This window comes from Micromonospora sp. SL1-18 (assembly GCF_047921505.1).
In the GTDB taxonomy this organism is placed as follows: domain Bacteria; phylum Actinomycetota; class Actinomycetes; order Mycobacteriales; family Micromonosporaceae; genus Micromonospora.
The window spans coordinates 18,895-38,134 of sequence record NZ_JBLROA010000059.1; the positions used below are offsets into that span (position 1 = coordinate 18,895).

The 19,240-nt window shown below is 72.9% G+C and carries 19 protein-coding genes; 10 read left to right on the plus strand and 9 right to left on the minus strand.

Going from position 1 to position 19,240, the window contains the following annotated elements:
- Window positions 1-4: 4 nt before the first annotated feature.
- The 5 genes from ACNAW0_RS23610 to ACNAW0_RS23630 form a co-directional block, all read right to left on the minus strand.
- A complete protein-coding gene (locus tag ACNAW0_RS23610; RefSeq protein ID WP_007455302.1) occupies window positions 5-163 on the minus strand; it encodes a hypothetical protein in 159 nt (52 codons plus the stop codon).
- Window positions 164-281: 118 nt separating this feature from the next.
- Window positions 282-968, minus strand: coding sequence for a DUF6758 family protein (locus ACNAW0_RS23615; RefSeq protein ID WP_416290157.1), 687 nt, complete (start codon window positions 966-968; stop codon window positions 282-284).
- Between the two features lie 76 nt (window positions 969-1,044).
- Window positions 1,045-1,668, minus strand: a complete 624-nt coding sequence (locus ACNAW0_RS23620) for a TrmH family RNA methyltransferase (protein WP_416290158.1) — start codon at window positions 1,666-1,668, stop codon at window positions 1,045-1,047.
- Window positions 1,669-1,717: 49 nt separating this feature from the next.
- A complete protein-coding gene (locus ACNAW0_RS23625) occupies window positions 1,718-2,209 on the minus strand; it encodes a hypothetical protein (RefSeq protein WP_416290159.1) in 492 nt (163 codons plus the stop codon).
- 171 nt (window positions 2,210-2,380) lie between these two features.
- Window positions 2,381-2,896 (minus strand): MaoC family dehydratase, encoded by a 516-nt coding sequence (locus tag ACNAW0_RS23630; RefSeq protein ID WP_416290160.1) that lies wholly within the window; start codon window positions 2,894-2,896, stop codon window positions 2,381-2,383.
- Between the two features lie 549 nt (window positions 2,897-3,445).
- On the opposite strand from ACNAW0_RS23630, the gene trxA reads away from it, so the two are divergent.
- The 3 genes from trxA (at window position 3,446) to ACNAW0_RS23645 (ending at window position 5,331) form a co-directional block, all read left to right on the plus strand.
- On the plus strand, window positions 3,446-3,808 hold the full coding sequence (gene trxA, locus ACNAW0_RS23635) for a thioredoxin (protein WP_416290161.1): 363 nt from the start codon (window positions 3,446-3,448) through the stop codon (window positions 3,806-3,808).
- A 183-nt stretch (window positions 3,809-3,991) separates the two neighbouring features.
- Window positions 3,992-4,432, plus strand: a complete 441-nt coding sequence (locus ACNAW0_RS23640) for a hypothetical protein (RefSeq protein WP_416290162.1) — start codon at window positions 3,992-3,994, stop codon at window positions 4,430-4,432.
- The gene (locus ACNAW0_RS23645) at window positions 4,429-5,331 is read left to right on the plus strand and encodes an MFS transporter permease (protein WP_416290163.1); all 903 of its coding nucleotides are present in this window, start codon (window positions 4,429-4,431) and stop codon (window positions 5,329-5,331) included. The genes ACNAW0_RS23640 and ACNAW0_RS23645 overlap by 4 nt, the downstream gene beginning before the upstream one ends.
- Here ACNAW0_RS23645 and ACNAW0_RS23650 read toward each other — a convergent pair.
- The 3 genes from ACNAW0_RS23650 to ACNAW0_RS23660 form a co-directional block, all read right to left on the minus strand.
- Window positions 5,245-6,711 carry a dynamin family protein gene (locus ACNAW0_RS23650; protein ID WP_416290164.1) on the minus strand — a complete coding sequence of 489 codons (1,467 nt, stop codon included), beginning with the start codon at window positions 6,709-6,711 and terminating at the stop codon, window positions 5,245-5,247. The two genes, ACNAW0_RS23645 and ACNAW0_RS23650, sit on opposite strands and share 87 nt — an antisense overlap.
- Window positions 6,708-8,567 (minus strand): dynamin family protein, encoded by a 1,860-nt coding sequence (locus ACNAW0_RS23655; protein ID WP_416290165.1) that lies wholly within the window; start codon window positions 8,565-8,567, stop codon window positions 6,708-6,710. The genes ACNAW0_RS23650 and ACNAW0_RS23655 overlap by 4 nt, the downstream gene beginning before the upstream one ends.
- 112 nt (window positions 8,568-8,679) lie before the next feature.
- Complete coding sequence (locus tag ACNAW0_RS23660) at window positions 8,680-9,633, minus strand: IniB N-terminal domain-containing protein (RefSeq protein WP_416290166.1); 954 nt, start codon at window positions 9,631-9,633, stop codon at window positions 8,680-8,682.
- Window positions 9,634-9,922: 289 nt separating this feature from the next.
- Here ACNAW0_RS23660 and ACNAW0_RS23665 point away from each other — a divergent pair, with 289 nt between their 5' ends.
- The 6 genes from ACNAW0_RS23665 to ACNAW0_RS23690 all read left to right on the plus strand — a co-directional run bounded on the left by ACNAW0_RS23665 (window position 9,923) and on the right by ACNAW0_RS23690 (window position 17,473).
- The gene (locus tag ACNAW0_RS23665; RefSeq protein ID WP_416290167.1) at window positions 9,923-11,191 is read left to right on the plus strand and encodes an Hsp70 family protein; all 1,269 of its coding nucleotides are present in this window, start codon (window positions 9,923-9,925) and stop codon (window positions 11,189-11,191) included.
- An 11-nt stretch (window positions 11,192-11,202) separates the two neighbouring features.
- On the plus strand, window positions 11,203-13,770 hold the full coding sequence (locus tag ACNAW0_RS23670) for a LuxR C-terminal-related transcriptional regulator (protein ID WP_416290168.1): 2,568 nt from the start codon (window positions 11,203-11,205) through the stop codon (window positions 13,768-13,770).
- A 43-nt stretch (window positions 13,771-13,813) separates the two neighbouring features.
- The gene (locus ACNAW0_RS23675) at window positions 13,814-15,814 is read left to right on the plus strand and encodes a nitrate- and nitrite sensing domain-containing protein (RefSeq protein WP_416290169.1); all 2,001 of its coding nucleotides are present in this window, start codon (window positions 13,814-13,816) and stop codon (window positions 15,812-15,814) included.
- Window positions 15,815-16,261: a roadblock/LC7 domain-containing protein gene (locus ACNAW0_RS23680; RefSeq protein WP_416290170.1), complete on the plus strand. Its 447-nt coding sequence runs from the start codon at window positions 15,815-15,817 to the stop codon at window positions 16,259-16,261. It abuts the gene before it with no gap.
- On the plus strand, window positions 16,239-16,619 hold the full coding sequence (locus ACNAW0_RS23685; RefSeq protein ID WP_416290171.1) for a DUF742 domain-containing protein: 381 nt from the start codon (window positions 16,239-16,241) through the stop codon (window positions 16,617-16,619). The genes ACNAW0_RS23680 and ACNAW0_RS23685 overlap by 23 nt, the downstream gene beginning before the upstream one ends.
- A gap of 110 nt (window positions 16,620-16,729) precedes the next feature.
- On the plus strand, window positions 16,730-17,473 hold the full coding sequence (locus tag ACNAW0_RS23690) for a cellulose binding domain-containing protein (RefSeq protein ID WP_416290172.1): 744 nt from the start codon (window positions 16,730-16,732) through the stop codon (window positions 17,471-17,473).
- A 79-nt stretch (window positions 17,474-17,552) separates the two neighbouring features.
- Here ACNAW0_RS23690 and ACNAW0_RS23695 read toward each other — a convergent pair whose 3' ends face one another.
- On the minus strand, window positions 17,553-17,933 hold the full coding sequence (locus ACNAW0_RS23695; RefSeq protein ID WP_416290173.1) for a thiol-disulfide oxidoreductase DCC family protein: 381 nt from the start codon (window positions 17,931-17,933) through the stop codon (window positions 17,553-17,555).
- Between the two features lie 93 nt (window positions 17,934-18,026).
- Between ACNAW0_RS23695 and ACNAW0_RS23700 the strand changes: the two genes are divergently transcribed.
- Window positions 18,027-19,070: an Rv2578c family radical SAM protein gene (locus tag ACNAW0_RS23700; protein ID WP_416290176.1), complete on the plus strand. Its 1,044-nt coding sequence runs from the start codon at window positions 18,027-18,029 to the stop codon at window positions 19,068-19,070.
- Window positions 19,071-19,240: the final 170 nt, after the last annotated feature.

Consider the following 19,240-nt stretch of genomic DNA (forward strand, 5'->3'; position numbering starts at 1 on the left):
GCGGCTAGGCGACCAGGCTGGTGAAGAAGTCGCCGAAGCCCTGGGCGATGTCCATGATGCCGCCACCGAGGGACTTGAAGACGTCGGCGGCGGAGTTCGGCCGGTAGGCAACAAAGAAGATCAGGAATGCGATGCCGGCCCAGGTGAGGACCTTCTTGACCATGACGGGCCATCCTCTCGCGCGGTGCCGGGTCTATTTACCGCAGTAGTACCCAGAGTATCAGCAAGGTGTCGTACAGTGAATATCTGCGCACGTTCTCCAACCCGCCGGTGCCGGCCGGTCAGGCCCGCCCGCGCAGGTACGGAGACGGTGCGCCGTACACGAGTTCAGGCGGAGTCCACTCGGTGAGGTCGTGCAGCACGACTTCTTCCGCGAGGAGGTAACCCGCACTCGCCGGCCAGGTTATCGCATGAAGCCACATTCCCCGAGCCTCGCCGGCGTACGCACTTCGATCGGTCGCAGAGTTGACGAGCCACAGTGGAGTGGGGTGGCCTCCAACCCGGATCTTGGCGTGCGGCACGCGTTCGGGATGACCGGGGCCGGGGTCCGCCAGCGCCTCCGCGACCTGCGGCCCCGGGTCGGGGCCGGGCAGCCCGGCGAGCCGGGAACCCAGCCCGACGCCCGGCTCCTCGGCCACGAAGAGGAGATCGGCCGGCCCGCCGTCGAGCGGAGCAGGGCCGGCGCAGGCCACCGCGGTGGCGCGTACGCCGCCCCGGTCGTCCCCGGCCCAGGCCACCCCGCTCAGCGTCCACCCGGTGGGCAGCGGCCACGGGCACCAGAGCGGTACGCCCGGCCGGCCGGGCGGATCGACGTCGGCGGCCACCCGATCCACCACGCTGGCCAGGATCTCGGCGCCGATGCGTTCAGGTACGTGCAACGGCGGCACCGGACCGCAACGCAGGCACCGCGACTCACCGTGCATCAGGTCCGGCCCCCGGACCGACCCGCCGCACCTCGGACAGCTCATCGCGACACTCACATCTCCACCGTCACCCCGTACCGGCGGGGCGTCAAGCGGAGCGGGCGGATGCGGGCGGATGGCGTCAGTCCGGCGGCGGCCCGGCGTAGGCGCGGACCCAGGCGTGCATGGCGATGCCGCTGGCCACCCCGGCGTTGATCGACCGCGTCGAGCCGTACTGGGCGATGGAGAAGAGCTGGTCGCAGGCGGTCCGAGCCACGTCGGACAGCCCCGGCCCCTCCTGGCCGAAGAGGAGAACGCAGCGCCGCGGGAGGACGCTCGTCTCCAGCGGCTTCGAGCCAGGCAGGTTGTCGATGCCGACCACCGGCAGCTGCCGCGCCGCCGCCCACGCGACGAACTCCTCGACCGTGGGATGGTGCCGGACGTGCTGGTAGCGGTCGGTAACCATGGCCCCGCGCCGGTTCCACCGCCGCCGCCCGACGATGTGCACCTCGGCGGCGAGGAAGGCGTTGGCGTTGCGGACCACCGTGCCGATGTTGAAGTCGTGCTGCCAGTTCTCGATGGCCACGTGGAAGTCGTGCCGGCGCCGGTCCAGGTCCGCCACCACGGCCTCCCGCCGCCAGTAGCGGTAACGGTCCACCACGTTGCGCCGGTCGCCCTCGGCGAGCAGCTCCGGGTCGTACCGCGGGTCGTCCGGCGGGTCGCCGGGCCACGGCCCCACACCCACGTCGAGCTGGTCGTCGGTCACGGTTTCCAGAGCGTACGGCCCGAGCCTGCCACCCGCTCCCGGACCCCTGTCAACGCAGGTCCAGCGCCCCACCGAGCCGATCGAGGAAGCGCCGGTCGGCGGGACTGGGTCCGGCGTCCCCAACCCGGCAGACCCGGGCCGCGACGGACTCCACCCACTGCCGGTACACCGCCGAGTCGGCCGGGTCGGCCCGTCGCCGTAGCACCCGAACCGCGGCCCGGCAGGCGGCGAGCAGGTCGACCATGTCAGTGAGCCGGTCGCCCCGCTCGGCGGCTTCGTCGTGCCGGGCGTAGATCGCGGAGACCACGGCCCGGACCAGGTCGCTGTCGAACCCCCGGCCGGCCGCCACGGCGTCCATGCCGGCGAGCCCGGCGGCCACCCCGCGGGGCGGACGCCCGGGTCCCGGCGAGGCGGCGGCGACGAGGACCCGACCCGGCAGTTCGATCAACAGATCCCACTCCGCCGCGGAGTAGACGGCGGTGGTCGGTGGTGCGGCACGACGTCCGGCAGAAGGCGGCTCTCCGGCGACGGAGGGCCTCATGCCGCCGCTCCGCTTCGCTCCGCGGCATCATGAGGCACCGGCGCGCTGGGCATGATGATTCGCTCGCTGCGCTCGCTCATCGGGAGACCTCCGGCGTCAGCATATGCCTCGAAACGGGAAACGGGCCCCTTCCACGCGGATCGGAAGGAGCCCGGCGTCGTACGGCGGACGTCAGCGCGGCTCCGGGAAGCTGGGCCGCTCCGGGTCGACGCCCTCGGGCACGGCCGCGGCCGCGTGCTCCTTCTTGGGGACCATCACCTTGCGGCGGAAGACACAGACCAGGGTGCCGTCCTGGTTGTAGCCCCGAGTTTCCACCGCCACCACGCCGCGGTCCGGCTTCGAGGCGGATTCCCGCTTGTCCAGCACCGTCGTCTCGCCGTAGATGGTGTCGCCGTGGAAGGTCGGGGCGACGTGCCGCAGGGACTCGATCTCCAGGTTGGCGATCGCCTTGCCGCTGACGTCCGGCACCGACATGCCCAGCAGCAGCGAGTAGATGTAGTTGCCGACCACCACGTTGCGCTTGAACTGGGTCGCCGACCCGGCGTAGTGGGCGTCCATGTGCAGCGGGTGGTGGTTCATGGTGAGCAGGCAGAAGAGATGGTCGTCGTACTCGGTGACCGTCTTGCCCGGCCAGTGCCGGTAGACCGCGCCGACCTCGAACTCCTCGTAGTAGCGGCCGAACTGCATGCTTGTCCCCTTCGACGGGCGGCGATGGAGTCCGGGCCCAGCATGCCTTACCGCATGTTAAGAACGGAGACGAGGGCGCTGGCGGTGGGGAAATGCCGCCCCCGGGACCAGATCCGGGGGGAGACGCAATGAGCGGCGGGGCCCTCCCCGGCACCCGCCGCCCACGCTCTGATGCGAAAGATTCTGCCGTACGGCCAGCCCACACCAACAGAGACAGGCGTCACATTTACCTTTTTGTAACAACACGGTTAGTAACGGTGGGTCACTCCGCAGGCGATCTCCATGGCTCGGATAGCTCCTTGTCAGTCGGCAAATTACCGTTCCGTAATTCGCACTCGCAGTGATCTCCCTGGAAGCGCTCCCATCACCTGTGGTCACGCAAATGCGGCGTGCACTTGCGTTCCGCACACCAGGGAGACAGATTGGGCTCGATGGGTTGGAGCGTGACCACGACGTAACCGAGCGTTTCGTCGCGTACGTCACGGGAATTGGACGACATCCACCCTGGTTCCACCCGACGTAGACAATCCGCGCTGATCGGAGAGTGCAATGGCAACGGTTGAGCTGACCACGGCCAACTTCGAAGACGTAACCGAACGCGACGGCATCGTCCTGCTCGACTTCTGGGCCGACTGGTGCGGCCCGTGCAAGCGCTTTGCACCGGTCTACGAGCGCTCGTCCGAGAGTCACCCGGACATCGTCTTCGGCAAGGTCGACACCGAGGCGCAGCAGGAGCTGGGGGCCAGGTTCAACATCCGCTCCATCCCCACGGTGATGGCGATCAAGGACGGCGTGATCGTCTACGCCCAGCCGGGCGCCCTGCCCGAGTCCGCGCTCGAGAACCTGATCGAGCAGGTGCAGAAGCTGGACATGGACGAGGTCCGCCAGAAGATGGCCTCGCACGAGCACTGAGTCACCACCGATTCCTGAGCCGGCCGGGCCCCACACGCTGGGGCCCGGCCGGCACCGTCTCCGCCGGCCGCCGCTGTCTCCGCCGGCCGCCAACGGACGGCCGAACAGCAGCGACACGGCCACCGCGAACTGGACGACGGACGGAGGCTGCGGCGGTCCGTGATCCCGTATCGTGACCAGCCGATGGAGACCTTGACCACCCGCGGGCGCGCGGTCCGGCTGGGCGCCACCGTGCTCGGGTTGGCGCTGCTCCTCGCCGGCACCGTGCGTGGCGCCGACGACGACTTCCCGTTCGGGCCGTTCCGGATGTACTCCACCTCCGACCCGCCGGACGCGCCCGCGCCGGACACGCGGGTCGAGGGTGTCGACCGCACCGGGGCGGTGGTCGCGCTGGGCCAGGACGCCACCGGCATCCGCCGGGCCGAGATCGAGGGCCAGCAGAGCCGCTACGTCGGCGACCCGTCCCGGCTGCGCCGGGTCGCCGACGCGTACACCGAACGGCACCCCGGCGCCCCCGCGCTGGTCGAGGTCCGCATCGTCGTCCGGTGGTACGACATCCAGGATGGCCGGCCCACCGGCCGCTGGACCGACCAGACCGCCGTACGCTGGCTGGCCACGCCGTGACCGGCTGGCTGACCGAGGCGGTCCCGCGCGGCCGGGTGGCCGCCTTCCGTACCCTCGTCTACCTCTTCGTCGCCGCCGACCTGGTGGTCTTCACCCCGTGGGTACGCACCCGGGCCGATGTGCCCGGCGACCTCTACCAGCCGCTGCTGGTCGGCCGGCTGCTCCCACTGCCGACCCCCACCCCGGCCCTGGTCAGTGCGATCTTCTGGGTGCTGCTGGCGCTCTCCCTGCTCGCGGCGACCGGGCGGGCGCCCCGGCTGCTCGGCTGGACGGTCTTCGCGCTCTACTTCGAGTGGATGATCGTCGCGATGAGCTACGGCAAGGTCGACCACGACCGGTTCGGGCTCCTCGTCGCGCTGGCCGTCCTGCCCACCGCCGGGCGGGCCCGACACGGCGATCCCACGCCCACCGAGGCAGGCGGCTGGGCGTTACGGGTCACCCAGATCGCGGTGGTCTGCACGTACTTCCTGGCGGCCTGGGCCAAGTTCCGCTTCGGCGGGCTGGACTGGGCGACCGGGTCCGTGCTGGCCCGGGCGATCATCCGCCGCGGGACCGAACTGGCCGACCTGATCGCCCAGGTGCCGCACCTGCTCATCGTCGCCCAGTTCGGCATCCTCGCCTTCGAGCTGCTCAGCCCGCTGGTCTTCGTGCTGCCCGAACGCTGGCGGCTGGCCGCCGTCGGCTTCTTCTACTCGTTCCACCTGGTGACCATCGCGACGATCACCATCTCGTTCGCCCCGCATCTGGTGGCGATGACCAGCTTCCTGCCGCTGGAGCGGGTCCGCCGGAGCAGCCTGCTCCGCCGTCGCAGGTTACCGGCCCCCCTCGGCCAGCTCGGCGAGCATCCCCTCGCAGCTGCGGGCGACGACCTGGGCCCCGCGCCGCTGGGCCAGCAGTAGCAGCGGATCCTCCGCGCGGTTCCGCCATCGCCACTGTGCCTCGGTGGCGACCTCCCACAGCCGCTGCACGGTCGCGTCATGCTCGATGCCGAGCCGGGCCGCCAGGCCGACCCCGTCGCCACCGACCAGCCGCTGCGCCTCGGCAGCCAGCTCGGCGTCGAACCCGAGCCGGCTGTTCCGCAGCGCGGCCAGGAGCCGCAGCTCGCGGAATTCGTGCGCCCCGACGAGGATCTGCTCGACCCGCCCGAGCAGCTCGTCCGTGCCCCGGCCCGGGTCGGCCCGCAGCAACGCCTCCACGGCCGCCAGCGCCGACCGCGACTTGAGCGTGTCCCGCCGGTCGATGAGCAGGCGGGCCATCGACCCGCGCAGCTCGGTCAGGCCGCTGCGCCGGATCAGCTCGGCCGAGAGCTTCGCCCGGCTGTCACAGCCGGTACGGATCAGCGTGGTCGCCAGCCGGAGCCCGAAGAGCCCGAGCCGGTCCAGCAGGGCGGCGCGTGCCTCGGCGTCCAGCCGGAGCGGCACGTTGCCGCGGACGAAGCGATCGGCGGTGAGCAGGTGCGGATCCAGTTCCGGGCGGGGCATCTGGGCCAGCGCCGCGAGCGCGGCGAAGTCCGACTCGCTGAGGATCCGACCGGCCAGGCCGATCAGCCCGCTGCACGGCACGACGGTCACGCAGAGCGCGTCCAGCCGGGGATCGCGCTGCTGTCGCCGGGTCAGCTGCCGGGCGGTGAGCAGCCCGTCGATCCGGCCGCCGCCGGTCTCGTCCGCTCGGGACCGCACCATGATCACGTTTACCGCGGCGGCCTGCCCGACGGTGCTCTCCCGGCTGGTCTCCAGCACCCGCAGGTCGCTGTCGCGGCCGTCGCGGGTCAGATACAGCACCGCGTCCGCGTCCCGCAGCACCCGCTCCATCACCGGCGCCCGGCCCTGCTCGTCGAGGCCGGTGGCCGGCGTGTCGATCAACGTCACCTGGCGCAGCGTCCGGGTCGGCCACTGCACCACGATGTCGCGCAGCTCGCCCGCCCGCCAGCCGACGAGGTCCACCCGCATCCCGGTCGCCGACTTGGCGACCGTCAGCTCCTGCGGAGGGTGGCTGGTCGAGTAGGCGATGGCGCTCGGCTGCGCCCCGTCCTCGTACCAGGTGAAGACGTCGCTGCCGTCCACCCCGTCGACCGGCGCGACCTCCTCGCCCATGATCGCGTTCAGCAGGGTCGACTTACCGGACCGCCACGGGCCGGCGATCGCGATCCGCAGCGGCTGCTCCAGCCGGGCCAGCTGGTGCCGCAGGTGGTCCGTCGCCCGCGGGTTGTTCCGGTAGTGCTGGATGGCCTGCTGCAACAGCCCCCACACCGCCTCATCCAGCCGCAACCCGATGGTCATGCCCGAGGCCCCAACGACGCCGGTGCGGACCGGGCGACGGTCAGCTGCTGGGCCTGCTCGAAGAGCCCGGCCAGCCGGGTCATCTTCAGCCGGATCTCCCGCTGCCGCTGCTCGCGGACGGCCGCCTCGGTGTCGGCGGCCTGCTTGGCGCTGCGGAACGACTGGATGATGGCCTCCTGCAGTTCCTCGGTCAACGCGGTGAAGTGGTCCCGGAGCAACCGCTGCACCTGCCGGACGGCGTCCCGGCTGTCCTTGCTGCGCTGGACGAAGAAGTCGTCGACGTGCCGCTGGATCGCCGTCTTGACGACCGCCTGGCGGCGGCGGAGCAGCTGTTTGCTCTCGTCGCGGACGCTCTTGCCGCCGAACAGGGCGCCGACGCCGACCGATAGCGGGTTGATCATCGGCATCCCGGCCAGCGTCGTCGCCAGACCGACCATCAACAGGCCGCCGTACGATCCCCGCAGGCCGGTGACCAGCTTCTGACTCGAGGTGAACCGATCGATGTTGGGCCGCTCGAGCTCCGGCAGCTGGTTGTCGAGGTCCGCCGGCATCGTCATCGACCACGGCGGCAGCACGTCACCCCCGTACCGGGCGAAGTTGCCGGCCACCCGGCGGGCGACCCAGTCGCAGCGCTGGACGAGCCACTCGTGGTTCGCCTCCGCCGCCTCCACCAGGCTGCGATCCAGCCACTCCTGGAAGGCCTCCCAGGTGACCAACGGGTCCGCCTCGTCGAACTCCTCGTCGACCATGCGCAGAATCTGTCGGGTCCGGTCGCGCAGGTCGTACTCGATGTCGGAGAGCAGATCGGTCATCTCGTCGGCGAGGGTGTTCTGCCATCTCGTGGCGCAGCGGCGCAGTTCGTCGACCTCGCGCTGGGCCGCGCGCAGCCGGGAGATCGGGCCGGACTGCTCCTCGGCCTCCTGGCTCGCCAACTCGGCGCGCAGCGGCGCGGCCAGCTGTTCCACCACCGTCCGGGCGATCACGCCGACCGCGACCCGGGCCAGCCGGTCGGACTTGCCGGCGAGATCCCGCTGCAACCTGGCGATCAGCACGGGGAAGCCGGACTCGGCGTTGAGCTCCCGGTCGTCGCCGACGGCGGCGCGCAGCCGCAGGGCCGCCGAGACCGGAATGATCGGCGCCGGTACGCCGGCCTCGGTCAGGTGCTGCCGGTTACGCTCGGCGACCGCGCGCCAGTCCGGGACAAGATCCGTCTTGGTCTGCACCACCACCACGTTCGGGTGCGACCGCGCCACGTGCAGCAGCATGGTCAGTTCGCCGGCCGAGAGTTCGCGGGTGGAGTCGGAGACCAGCAGCACGGTGTCCGCCCAGGCCGGTGCGGCGGCCGGGCCGGCGGCGCCGAGCGCGGGGACCTCGTCGGTGCCGGGGGTGTCCACCAGCACCAGCCCGGCGCCGAGCAGAGCGCGGGGCAGCCCGACCTCGACGTGCGCGGGGCCGCCGTGGGCCCGGCGGCCGAGCGTGCCGGCCACCCCCGCGGCGATCTGATCCAGCGGTACCGGGATCCGCTCGACGGTTGCCGGGACAGCGGTGCCGACCGGCCGGCCCGGGGCCGCCGGCGGCGCCTGGACCACGACCGCCGACGGAACCTCGGCGTGCTGCACCACGGTCGGCAGCATGGTGGTCCGGCCGTCGCCGACCGGGCAGGCCGGTGCGTTGACGATGGCGTTGATCAGCTGGCTCTTGCCCTGGTGCGACTCTCCGATGACCAGGACACGCAGCTTGGGGTCCAGCAGTTGGGCCCGCCTCTGCCGCACCGTCTGAAGCAGGTCGCCTCGCCCGTGCGCGCTGCACGTACGTGCGATCTCGTCGAGCACGTCCAACCAGATCGCCGCGATCATTGCACCAAGTGTGCGGATTTCCGCTCAATTATCAAGTGGACCGGAACTGAAACAGGAGTCGGGAGGCCGGATCGCCCTCTCGATCCGGCCTCCCGATGCTACCGATCCTGCGTCAGAGCAGGCCGCCCAGCAGGCCACCGTCCGCCGCGACGTGCGCGTCGCCGTGCACCGCGGCGTCGGCGTGGGCACCGCCGGTCACCCCGCCGGTGAGGCCGCTGACCGTGCCGGTGAGGCCGCCGACGGCGTGGGCACCGCCGGTCACCCCGCCGGTGAGGCCGCCGACGGTGTCGGTCACGCCGCCGACCGTGTCGGTCACGCCGCCGACTCCGCCGGTGAGGCCGCCGACCGTGTCGGTCACGCCGCCCACGGTGTGGTCGACGCCGAGCGAACCGACGAGGCCGTTGACCTGGGCCTCCGTGCCGGACAGCGCGCCGAGGTCACCGCCGAGCGCGCCGTCACCGGACAGCAGTCCGTCGGTGGCGCCGAGGGGGTTGCCGGCCACGCCGGTGACGTCCCCGACGACGGGGTCGACCGCGGTATCCACGGCGCCCACCACGTCCGAGTCCAGGGTGTTCGCCACGTCGTGCACCCCGGTCAGGTCCGTCACGACACCGCCCGATCCGACGCCCAGGCCGATCCCGGGCAGCACGACCGCTCCGGCGTAGAGGCCGGCCGGGTCCACGGCGATGGCGCCCAGCGCGCCGGCCGAGACGTCCACCCCGGACAACGAGCCGTTGACGCTGAGCTGCTGCGGCACGGCCTGGAGCTGGCCGACCACGTCGGTGGCGTCGCCCACGAGCGGGTCGAGCCCGAGCTCCGAGACCACCGGGGCCACCGCACCGAGCCCCGCGCCGGGGACGTAGTCCACCACCAGCGGAACCACGTCCTGCACGTCGGCGGCGGTGACGTCGGTGAGCCCCGCGGCCTGCAGCGCGCCCTCCGGGTCGAGGTCGAAGGCCGACCGCGCGTCGGGGTCGGTGAGCAGGTTGAGCACAAAGTCGTGCAGCGTCTGGGACGCATCCACCGACTGCTCCGAGTTGATGTACAGGCTCTGTTGCGAATCCATTTGCCGGTTCTCCTCGAACGTAGCGTCAGCACCGTCGTGCCTCGAGAGAAGGCTATGGCTGGGGGTCGGTGGTCGTCATCGGGAAGCCGCCCGCAACCGGCAGGGCCGGATTAGGGCCATCGCCCCCTCGTGCGTTAGGGGTACAGGGGGAACCGGTCCGGCCAGAGTTAGGGTACCGGGACGGGAGTGGTCTCTGGTACGAACGTAGGAGCCCATGGGGTTCGCCGAGGGTGGGGTCGCCACGGTGCCGACACCGTCGCCAGGGCCACTCACGGTGGAGGAAAAAGCCATGCCGTACGTCCTGGGGATGGACATCGGAAGCACCAACACGGGCGCGGCCGTCGCCCGGTGGCGGGGTGAAACCTGGGCGCGTCCCGAGATGATCGCGCTCGACGTCAGGTCGACCGTCGTACCGTCGGTGCTGCACCTGTCCCCGGACGGGTCGCTCACGGTCGGCGAACCCGTCGCCGCGGACCCCGAACGCACCGCCCGCGACTTCGTCCGTCGGATCGGCGACGACGTGCCCCTGCTGCTCGGCGGTGAGCCGTGCCCGCCGCAGACGCTCATCGCGGAACTGGCGATGTGGGTGGTGGAGCAGGTCTCCGCCCGGGAGGGCGGGCTCGCCGAGGCCGTCGTGCTCAGTCACCCCGCGGCGTGGGGCCCGCACCGGCGGGAACTGCTGCAGCGGGCCCTGTGGGAACTCGGCCTGGGCAACGTGACGCTGCTCCCCAGGACGGTCACGGTGGCCGAGAATCACGCGGCCCGGGGCTTCCCGGGCACCACGGCCGCCGTGTACGCCCTGGGCGGCAACACCTTCGAGGGTGCCCTGGTACGGCGCAGCCCCAGTGGCACGTACGAGACGTTCGGCCTGCCCCAGGGGCTGGAACCGCTCGGCGGCGCCGACTTCGACGAGGCGCTCGCCGAGCATGTTCGCGCCGTGCTGCGCCGGGACTTCGCCGACACCGCACCGCGGGAGACGACGCTGCGCGGACTGCTGCCGGAGTGCGAGCGGGTCAAGCGGGAACTCGCCGTCAGTACGGAGGCGGACGTCATACTGGCCCTGCCGGCGGGGCCGGTCCGAATACCGGTGACCCGGGCACAGTTCGAGGACATGGTCCGCCCGGCGGTGCGGGCGACCGTCGACCTGCTGGTGCGTACCGTGCACTCCGCCGGCCTGACGCCGGCGGAACTCGACGGCGTCCTCCTCGCCGGCGGCTCGGCCCGGATCCCGCTGGTCACGGAACTGCTGGCCGCGGCCTTTCCCGTCCCCGTCGAGATGGAGCCGGATCCCCAGCTGACCGCCGCCACCGGGGCGGCGCTCGCCGCCTGCCAGGTGGTGTCACCGCGCTCCCGCCGGCCGGCGCCGGTGCCCGCGTCCGCGCGGGTCAGCGGCGCCGAACGGGCCGAAGGATCGGCCATCCCGGCACGGCGGCACCCCGAGCACGCCGCTACCGTCCACGGCGAGCCACCACCGCGCCCCCCGGTCCGGATCACCCCGCTGAACCTGCCGAAGCCGTCCCGCCTGGCGCTGATCCCCAGGCGGGGACGCGAAGGATGACGATCATGATCATGAGTAGCCTCGTGGAGGCTCGGCTGGTGCTGGGCGAGGGGCCGACGGCCCTGCTCGAGGGGGTTGCGGCGGATCCCGGGGGTCCCCTCGCCGTCGGCGTGGCGGGTCCCGGTGGCCACGGAAAGAGCGCCCTGCTCACGGAGCTGGCCCGGGCTTACCGGCGAGCCGGCGCGACCGTGCTGGACGCCGCCCCGGGCCCGTCCGACCTGATCGAGCCCGAGACGGTGCTGCTGATCGACGACGCGCACCTGCTCGACGACGCACGGCTCGACACGCTGCGCCGGCTGGTGGTCGCCCGCCGACACCGGCTGCTGGTCGGCTACCGTCCGTGGCCCCGCTCGGCGGCGCTGGCCGAGCTGGCCGACGCGCTGAAGCGGGACGGGCAGCAGGTCGCGCTCACCCCGTTCACCCCCGAGCAGACCGGCGCCTATCTCGCCGGCGTGCCCGAGTTGGGCCGGCGGAGTGACCTGGTCGCCTTCGTGCACGCGCAGACCGGCGGCGTCCCGCGCGACGTCGAGCGGCTGGTCCGCGGGCTGCGCGGGCAGGAGAATCCGGTCGCCGTCTCCACCGGGCCGCCCCGGCCGGTGATCCTCCAGTTCGGGCCCGATCTGGAGGAGCTAACGCCCGACGTACGCCGGCTGCTGCTGGCCGTCGCCGCGGGCGTGCCGCTGTCGATGGACCTGCTCGGGCCGTTGCTCGGCCAGACGTCCGAGACGGTCGACGAGCTGCTCGCGTCCACCACGGCGGCTGGCCTGCTGGGCTCCGACGGCCGGCTCTCGCCGATCGTACGGCGGGCCGTCATCGCACTCAGTCCGACCACCGAACGCGCCGGGGTCTGGCGTCGGCTCACCGAGTTGCAGCTCGGCCGCGGTGCGCCGGTGCTCCCGCTGGTCCTCTCCCTACGCGCGGCCGGGGTTCTCGGCGACTGTCCGGCCCCGACGCTGGAGGCGGCAGCCGAGGAGGCACTGAGCGGGGATCCCACGCTCGCGGCGGAGCTGTTCGCCTCGGCCACGGCGGCGGGAGTGCCGGCCGGTACCCGTCAGGCGGTCGCCGCGGCGCTCGCCGGCGACCTGGACGCCGCCCTCCGGCTGGCGGACCGGCTGCTCGCGGCGGCCGCTCCCGGCGATCCGGCCGAGGCGGCGACGGTAGCCGCGACGGCGCTGGCCCACCGCGGCCAGTTGGGCCGCAGCGTCGAGCTGTACCGGTGGTCGGGCAGCGCCCCGTCCGCGGCGTTCGCCGCCGTCGGAGCGCTCGCCCTCGGCCGCCCGGTTTCCGAGGCGGAGATGCCTGGTGACGATCCGGCTGGCGGGCCGCCCACCCTGCACGCCAGCGCCGCCCGGCTGATGGCCGAGGGGGTACGGGAGAGCCTCGCCGGGCCGCCGACCACCGCGCTCTCCATGCTCGTGCAGGCGGCCGCGCTGCTGGAACCGGACGGGCGGGCGGTGCTCCTGCCGGACAGTCCGGCCGCGCTCGCCGCGTTGACCGCGATCCACTGTGCCGAGCTGGACATCGCCGAGGCAGTGCTGGATCGCGCCGTGGTGGCCGGCATCGGTGGGCCACTGATGGCCCGCCGCCACGAGCTGCTGCGGGCGTGGATCCTGATGGTCCGGGGCCACACGGCCGCCGCGGCCGAGCGCCTCGCCGCGGTGGCCGCCGAGGATCGGCCGCTGGAGTCGCGCGACCTGCTCCTGGCCAACGCGCTCCAGCTGGGCATCGCCCGGCGCAACAGCGACCTCGCCACGCTCCAACGCGGCTGGGGGCCTGCGCTGGAGGCGGTGGTACGACATCCCGTCGACCTGTTCACGTTGCTGCCCCTCGGCGAACTCGCGGTCGCGGGCGCCCGGCTGGGCGACCTGGCCCGGCTGGAGCCGTACCTGCGAGGTGCCTGGCTGCTGCTGGACCGGCTCGGCGGTCCGGCCCTGTGGAGCGCGCCGCTGCACTGGACCGGCCTGCACGCCGCGATCCTGACCGAGGAGCGGGAGGTCGCCGACGAGCACCTGGCCGCCCTGCTCGCCGCGGCCGACCACAGCCGGTACGCCGCGGTGGTCTCCGCGGCCGCCGCGAGCTGGGTCGAGGTGCTGCGGGGCGTGGTCGACCCGGTACGGGTGGAGGCCGCCGCCCGCGGGCTGTACGACGCCGGATTGTGCTGGGACGCCGCCCGCCTCGCCGGGCAGGCCGCGATCCGCACCTCGGACCGGCGGGCGATGACCACCCTGCTGGAGTGCGCCCGGCTGCTCCAGGGCCGGCCGGCCGCCACCAGGGGCGGGCATCCACCCGCGGGCGGCGGCGACGCACAGGTCGCCGACGCCCTCACCGGCCCCGCACAGACCCGGCTCAGCGACCGCGAACACGAGGTGGCCGAGCTGGTGCTGGCCGGGTTGACCTACCGGGAGATCGGGGACCGGCTCTTCATCTCGGCCAAGACGGTCGAACACCACGTGGCGCGAATGCGGTCCCGATTGAACTGCGCCAACCGGGCGGAGCTGCTGGCCCTGCTGCGCACCATCGTCGCCGACCGGTCGAGCGGCCCGGTCCGGCAATCGCAGCCGGAACGGATCGTGCCGTGAGCCGGTGCCTAGGCGGCGGCCGATGAAGCGGGCGGAGCGGGACGTGGGACAGGGCGAAAACCAACAGATCCGGCTGAAGTTCGTCGCGCTGGCGGCCCTGCTGATCACCCTCTGGTCCTACTCGGCCTACCTGACCGGCCGGGACTCCGCCGACCTGCTCCGGGTCCGGGCCCTGGCGGACACCCTCGGCCAGCCCACCGACCTGCTGATCCTCCACCTGCAGACGGAACGGCGGCTCACCGCCGAGACGATCGCCGGGGGCGGACGGGCACGGGACGCGCTGGCCGAGGCACGTGTCGGGACCGACCGGGCGGTCGCCCCGGTGCGGGCCTTCACCGAGGGCCACGACCTGCGGCTGCTCACCGCGGGCACGGTCCGGGACCGGGCCGGCGAGCTGGTCCGGCGGTTGATCGGGCTGGCCACCCTCCGGTCCCAGGTGGACGACGGACGGCTCGACCGATCCGCCGCGATCGCCGGGTACGACCAGCTGATCGACGTCGCCTTCGCCGTGTACGGCCCGGAATGGGGCGGGCGCGAGAACCCGCTGGCCGGCGAGACCCGGTCGGTGATCGCGCTGGCCCGGGCCCACGAGCTGCTCGCCCGGGAGGACACGCTGCTCACCGCCGCTCTGGCCGGGGATGGGATCAGCGTTGACGAGCGGCCCCACCTGGCTAAGCTGGTGGCCAACCAGCGGTACGCCCGGACAGCGGCGGCCGCGGACCTGCCGGCCACCGGCCAGGAACAGTACCGACGGCTGGTGGAGGCACCCGCGTTCGCCGGACTGCTCGATCTGGAGGATCGGCTGCTGCGAACGGAGGGTGCCGGCGTACCGACGGGGATCAGCGCGCAGAGCTGGCGGACGACGGCCGACCCGGCCCTGAACGGACTGCGCGAGTTGGTGATCGTGACCGCCCGCGGCAGCGTCGAGCGGGCGGCGCCCGGGGCCGCGCTGGTGGTCGCGCGGACCGGCGCGGTGGTGGGGCTCGGCCTCATCGCGGTGCTCGTCGTGCTGATCGGCTGGTCCCGCACCGTCCGTCGACTGGCCGGCGGGCGGGACCGCCTCGACCGGTCCGATGGGCTCGACGCGGCGGAGATCCAACCCCTTCCGATGCACTCCGCTGCCGCCACGGCGGAGGCCCAACCCGTTCCGATGCCCTCCGCTGCTGCCGCGGCGGAGACCGCCACCCGCGAGCTGTTCCTCCGACTCACCCAGCGCAACCAGGTCCTGCTGCACGACCAGCTCAACCTGCTGGACGCGATGGAGCGGCGCGAGCGGGCGGCGGAGGAGACCGCCGACCTGTTCCGGCTCGACCATCTCGGCACCCGGATCCGGCGTAACGTCGAAAAGCTGGTCACGCTCGCCGGCGCGACACCGGCCCGCCGCTGGCGGCGCCCGGTACCCCTGCTCGACGTGGTACGCGGGGCGGTCGCCGAGGTGCCGGACTACCACCGGGTCCTGGTCGCACCGCACTGGCCGTGGTCGCTCGCCGGCGCCGGGGTCACCGACGTCGTCCACCTGCTGGCCGAACTCATCGAGAACGGGTTGGCCTGCTCCCCGGAGCACACCGCGGTACGCGTCTCCGGTGAGCAGGCGGCGCAGGGTTGCTCCGTGGTGATCGCCGACGACGGGCCCGGTCTGGACGCCGCCGCGCTGGCCGACACGAACGAACTGCTCGGCCACCCGCCGGTGGACGGCGCGCCCGCCGGCCGGGCCGGGCTGTACGCCGCTGCCCTGCTCGCCGCCCGCTGCGGCGCCCGGGTCTCCCTGCGTCCCGGCCCACGCGGCGGGACCGCGGCCGTCGTACTGCTCCCGTCCGGCTTGGTCACCGCCACCGGGCCCCAGGTCGGCCCGGTCGCCGGTGGGGTGATGTCGCCTCCGGTGCCGGCCGGCCCCGGATACCCGCGGGCCACGTCAGCGGCGGGTGCCGACCACGGCGGGCTGCCGACTCGGGTTCGCCGTCCCGGGGTGATCCGGCCCGCACCCGGCACCACTAGCGTCGACACCATCGAGATACCGCTGTACGAAAGCCACGAGAGGACGTAGATGACGCGTTCAATGGCCACCGTCGACAGCCTGACCGCCGCCCTGGACGGCCTCGTCGACCGGGTGCCTGGGGCCGAGTGTGCCGTGGTCCTCTCTCCTGACGGGCTGCTGCTCGGCCGGTCCGAGAACGTGGCGAACCAGCTGGCCGAACAGATCTCCGCGGTGGTCAGTGGACTGTACGCGTTGGGGCAGTCCGCTACCCGGGCCTGCACCGCCGGCGCGCTGCGGCAGATCGTCGTGCAGATGTCACGGGCGTTCGTGTTCGTAGCCACCACCCGGGGCGGGGCGATCCTCGCCGTCGGGATAGGCAATAATGCCGACGTCGGTGACATGGCGTACGAGGTGGCGCTCTTCGCGGCGCAGGCCGAGCGGGACCTGCCCGCCTACCTCGCGCCGGCCCGGATGGCGACAGGCGGAGGCCGCGGTGCGGACCACTGGGGACCATGACCAGGCGTGGTATGACGACGACGCCGGATCGGTCGCCCGTCCGTACACGGTGACGCGCGGACGCATCGCATCCGATCATGGCCAGCTCGACCTCATCTCCCTGGTGGTGGCCCGCCGAGCGGTCCCCGCCTCCGGACAGCTCTTTCCTGAGCAGGCCCGGATCGTCGAGCGGTGCCAGCGTCCACTGTCGGTGGCGGAGGTCGCCGCCGGGCTGGATCTGCCGTTGGGTAGCGTCCGGGTACTGCTCGGCGACCTGTTGGGGGCCGGGCTGATCGAGATGCACGAGCCGCCAACGCTGTCCGAAAGCCCGTCGGAGGCACTGCTCGAGGCGCTACTCGTCGGCCTCAAGGCGCTCTGACCGGCGCGGACCGCCGTGTTTGGACGGCCGCGGGCGGCGGTCCGACGGACGAGCTGAAGGGGGAAGGGTCAGTGCCGGCACCACCACCGTCCCAGCCACGACGCACCGCGATGATCATCCTGTTGGATGGGATCGTCACCGGGGCCGGGACCGTACGGCGCGCCCTCACCGGCCGGGGTGACGGCGCTCGGCTCGCCCAGGTGGCCATCGCGGCCTCGCTGGGAGTGCTGTTGGCGACGGCGTACTCGATCGTCATGGTGCTGCGTACGCCGGAGCGGCTGACGCCGGTGGCGGTCGAGCCGGCACCGGGCGTGGCGGCGACCGGCGTGCTGTCCACGGGGACGCCGGGTGACCAGTCTGGGTCGATCACCGCCTCCCCCCGGGCGTCCGCGCCCGTCGCGGCCACGGGGTCCCCGTCGGCCGCCTCGCCGTCGGCCACCGCCTCGCCGTCGGCCACCGCCTCGCCGTCGGCCACCGCCTCGCCGTCGGTCGGGGCGTCGGCGGCGGCCACGGCCCCCACCCGGGCCGCGTTACGCGCCGGCTTCTCCTTCGAAGAGAAGGCGCTGCTCAGCTACGGCGCCGCGATCACCATCGGCAATCCCGGGCCGACCGGGGTGACGGACTGGGTGCTGGTCGTCGTGCTGCCCAAGAAGTCGCTCGAGGTCACCGCCGTGAGGGGCGCCCGGGCCAGCCGGGACGGCGCGACCTGGACCTTCGTGCCGGAGGGAGGCACGGGTAAGGTGCCCGGCCACGGCTCGGCCCGGGTGACGTTCCGGGTGAACGGCGCGGCGACCAGCTCCAGCCCCATGGCGTGCACCATCGATGGGGCCGCCTGCACCGGCCTGCCGCACTGACCGGCCGCGCAGCCGCGGGACGGTGCGCGCAGAACCGCGGATCAGGGGACGGCCAGACGTAGGGCGGGCAGGCCGCTGGTCAGTGCCGGCCCGCGGACGGCACGGCGCAGGCCGCCGTGCCGCCGGGCAGCCGGTGACGGTTGCGGGCCACCCAGCGGTACGTCGGCCAGGCGGCGGCGCGTACCGGAGGAAACCTCAGGCCGGCCCCGACGATCCGCCAGAGCGGGCCGCTGGCGCCGAGCAGCCGGGCTATGGCGTCCGGCCCCGCGGCGCGTACGCCGTCCGCGCCGACCCACTGGACCGCCTCCTCGCATTCCGCGACGGTCAGGCCGAGTGCGTCGAGGTCGGCGAACTGCCAGGGCAGCACCCGGGCCGGGGTCGGGATCCGGCGCTCGATGAACTCAGCGCAGCGGGTGCAGAACGCGCAGTCGCCGTCGTAGACGAAGGTCGACGTCTCCATGCCTCCTATCCTGCACCTGCCGGCCCCGGGTTCGGTCACCGGTGTCTGGCGAGTCACTTGCACTCGCCTCGTACACGTGTTCGAATGAATGCCATGCGCTGGGACAACCTCTCCGCTCCCCCGGACGAGGGGACTCCCGGCGGGGCAGCGCCAGCGACGCCACCCCTGCCGCTGGCGCTGCCCGGCGCGGTAGCCCGCACCTTCGACACCCCCGGCTTCGCCGGGATGACCTTCTACGAGGTGCAGGCAAAGTCGATCATCAACCGGGTGCCCGGGGTCTCCCGCGTGCCGTTCGAGTGGACTATCAACCCGTATCGCGGCTGTAGCCACGCATGCAAATACTGTTTTGCCCGAAATAGCCACACCTACCTCGACCTGGACGCCGGGGCGGACTTCGACCGGAAGGTGATCGTCAAGGTCAACGCCGGGGTGCTGGTCCGCCGCGAGCTGGCCGCCCCGCGCTGGCGGGGCGCGCACATCGCGATGGGCACCAACGTCGACTGCTACCAGCGGGCCGAGGGACGCTACCGACTGATGCCGCCGATCATCGAGGCACTTCGCGACTTCGCCAACCCGTTCTCGATCCTGACCAAGGGCACCCTGCTCCTGCGGGATCTGCCGCTGCTCCGCCAGGCCGCCGAGGTCGCCCGGGTCGGGTTGTCCTACTCGATCGGCTTCGTGGACGAGGCGCTGTGGCGGGCGGTAGAGCCGGGTACCCCGAGCCCGCGCCGCCGACTGGACGCCGTCCGCCAGCTCACCGACGCCGGCTTCCAGGTGGGGGTACTGATGGCGCCGATCCTGCCGGGGCTCAGCGACGACGACGAGTCGATCGAGGCGACCGTGGCCGCGATCGCCGCCGCCGGGGCGACCAGCGTGACGCCGCTGGCGCTGCACCTGCGCCCCGGCGCCCGCGAGTGGTACGCGCACTGGCTGGCCCGCGACTTCCCGCACCTGGTCCCCCGCTACCAGCAGCTCTACCGGTCCGGCGCGTACGCGCCGCAGGCGTATCAGCGGGAGCTGACCGCACGGGTCCGGATCGCGGCGCGCCGGCACGGGCTGCACCGAGGCGAGCGGGGCGACAACCGGAGCCTGCCCGAGCCCCCGCCGGCCCCGGCGGAGCAGCTGACACTGCTTTGACATCCTCCCCCGCCTAAAGGCGGGAGATTCCCGTTTCCAGCGCCGTACGTCGGCGGCGCTGAATGGGCGGTCGACAGGACGCCTCTCGGCTCCTGTCCCGGACTGCCCGCCCGGTGAGTGGGGGCGCCGCCTCGGCGGCGTCCCTGATGTTGGTCGCCGCGTTCACGTCG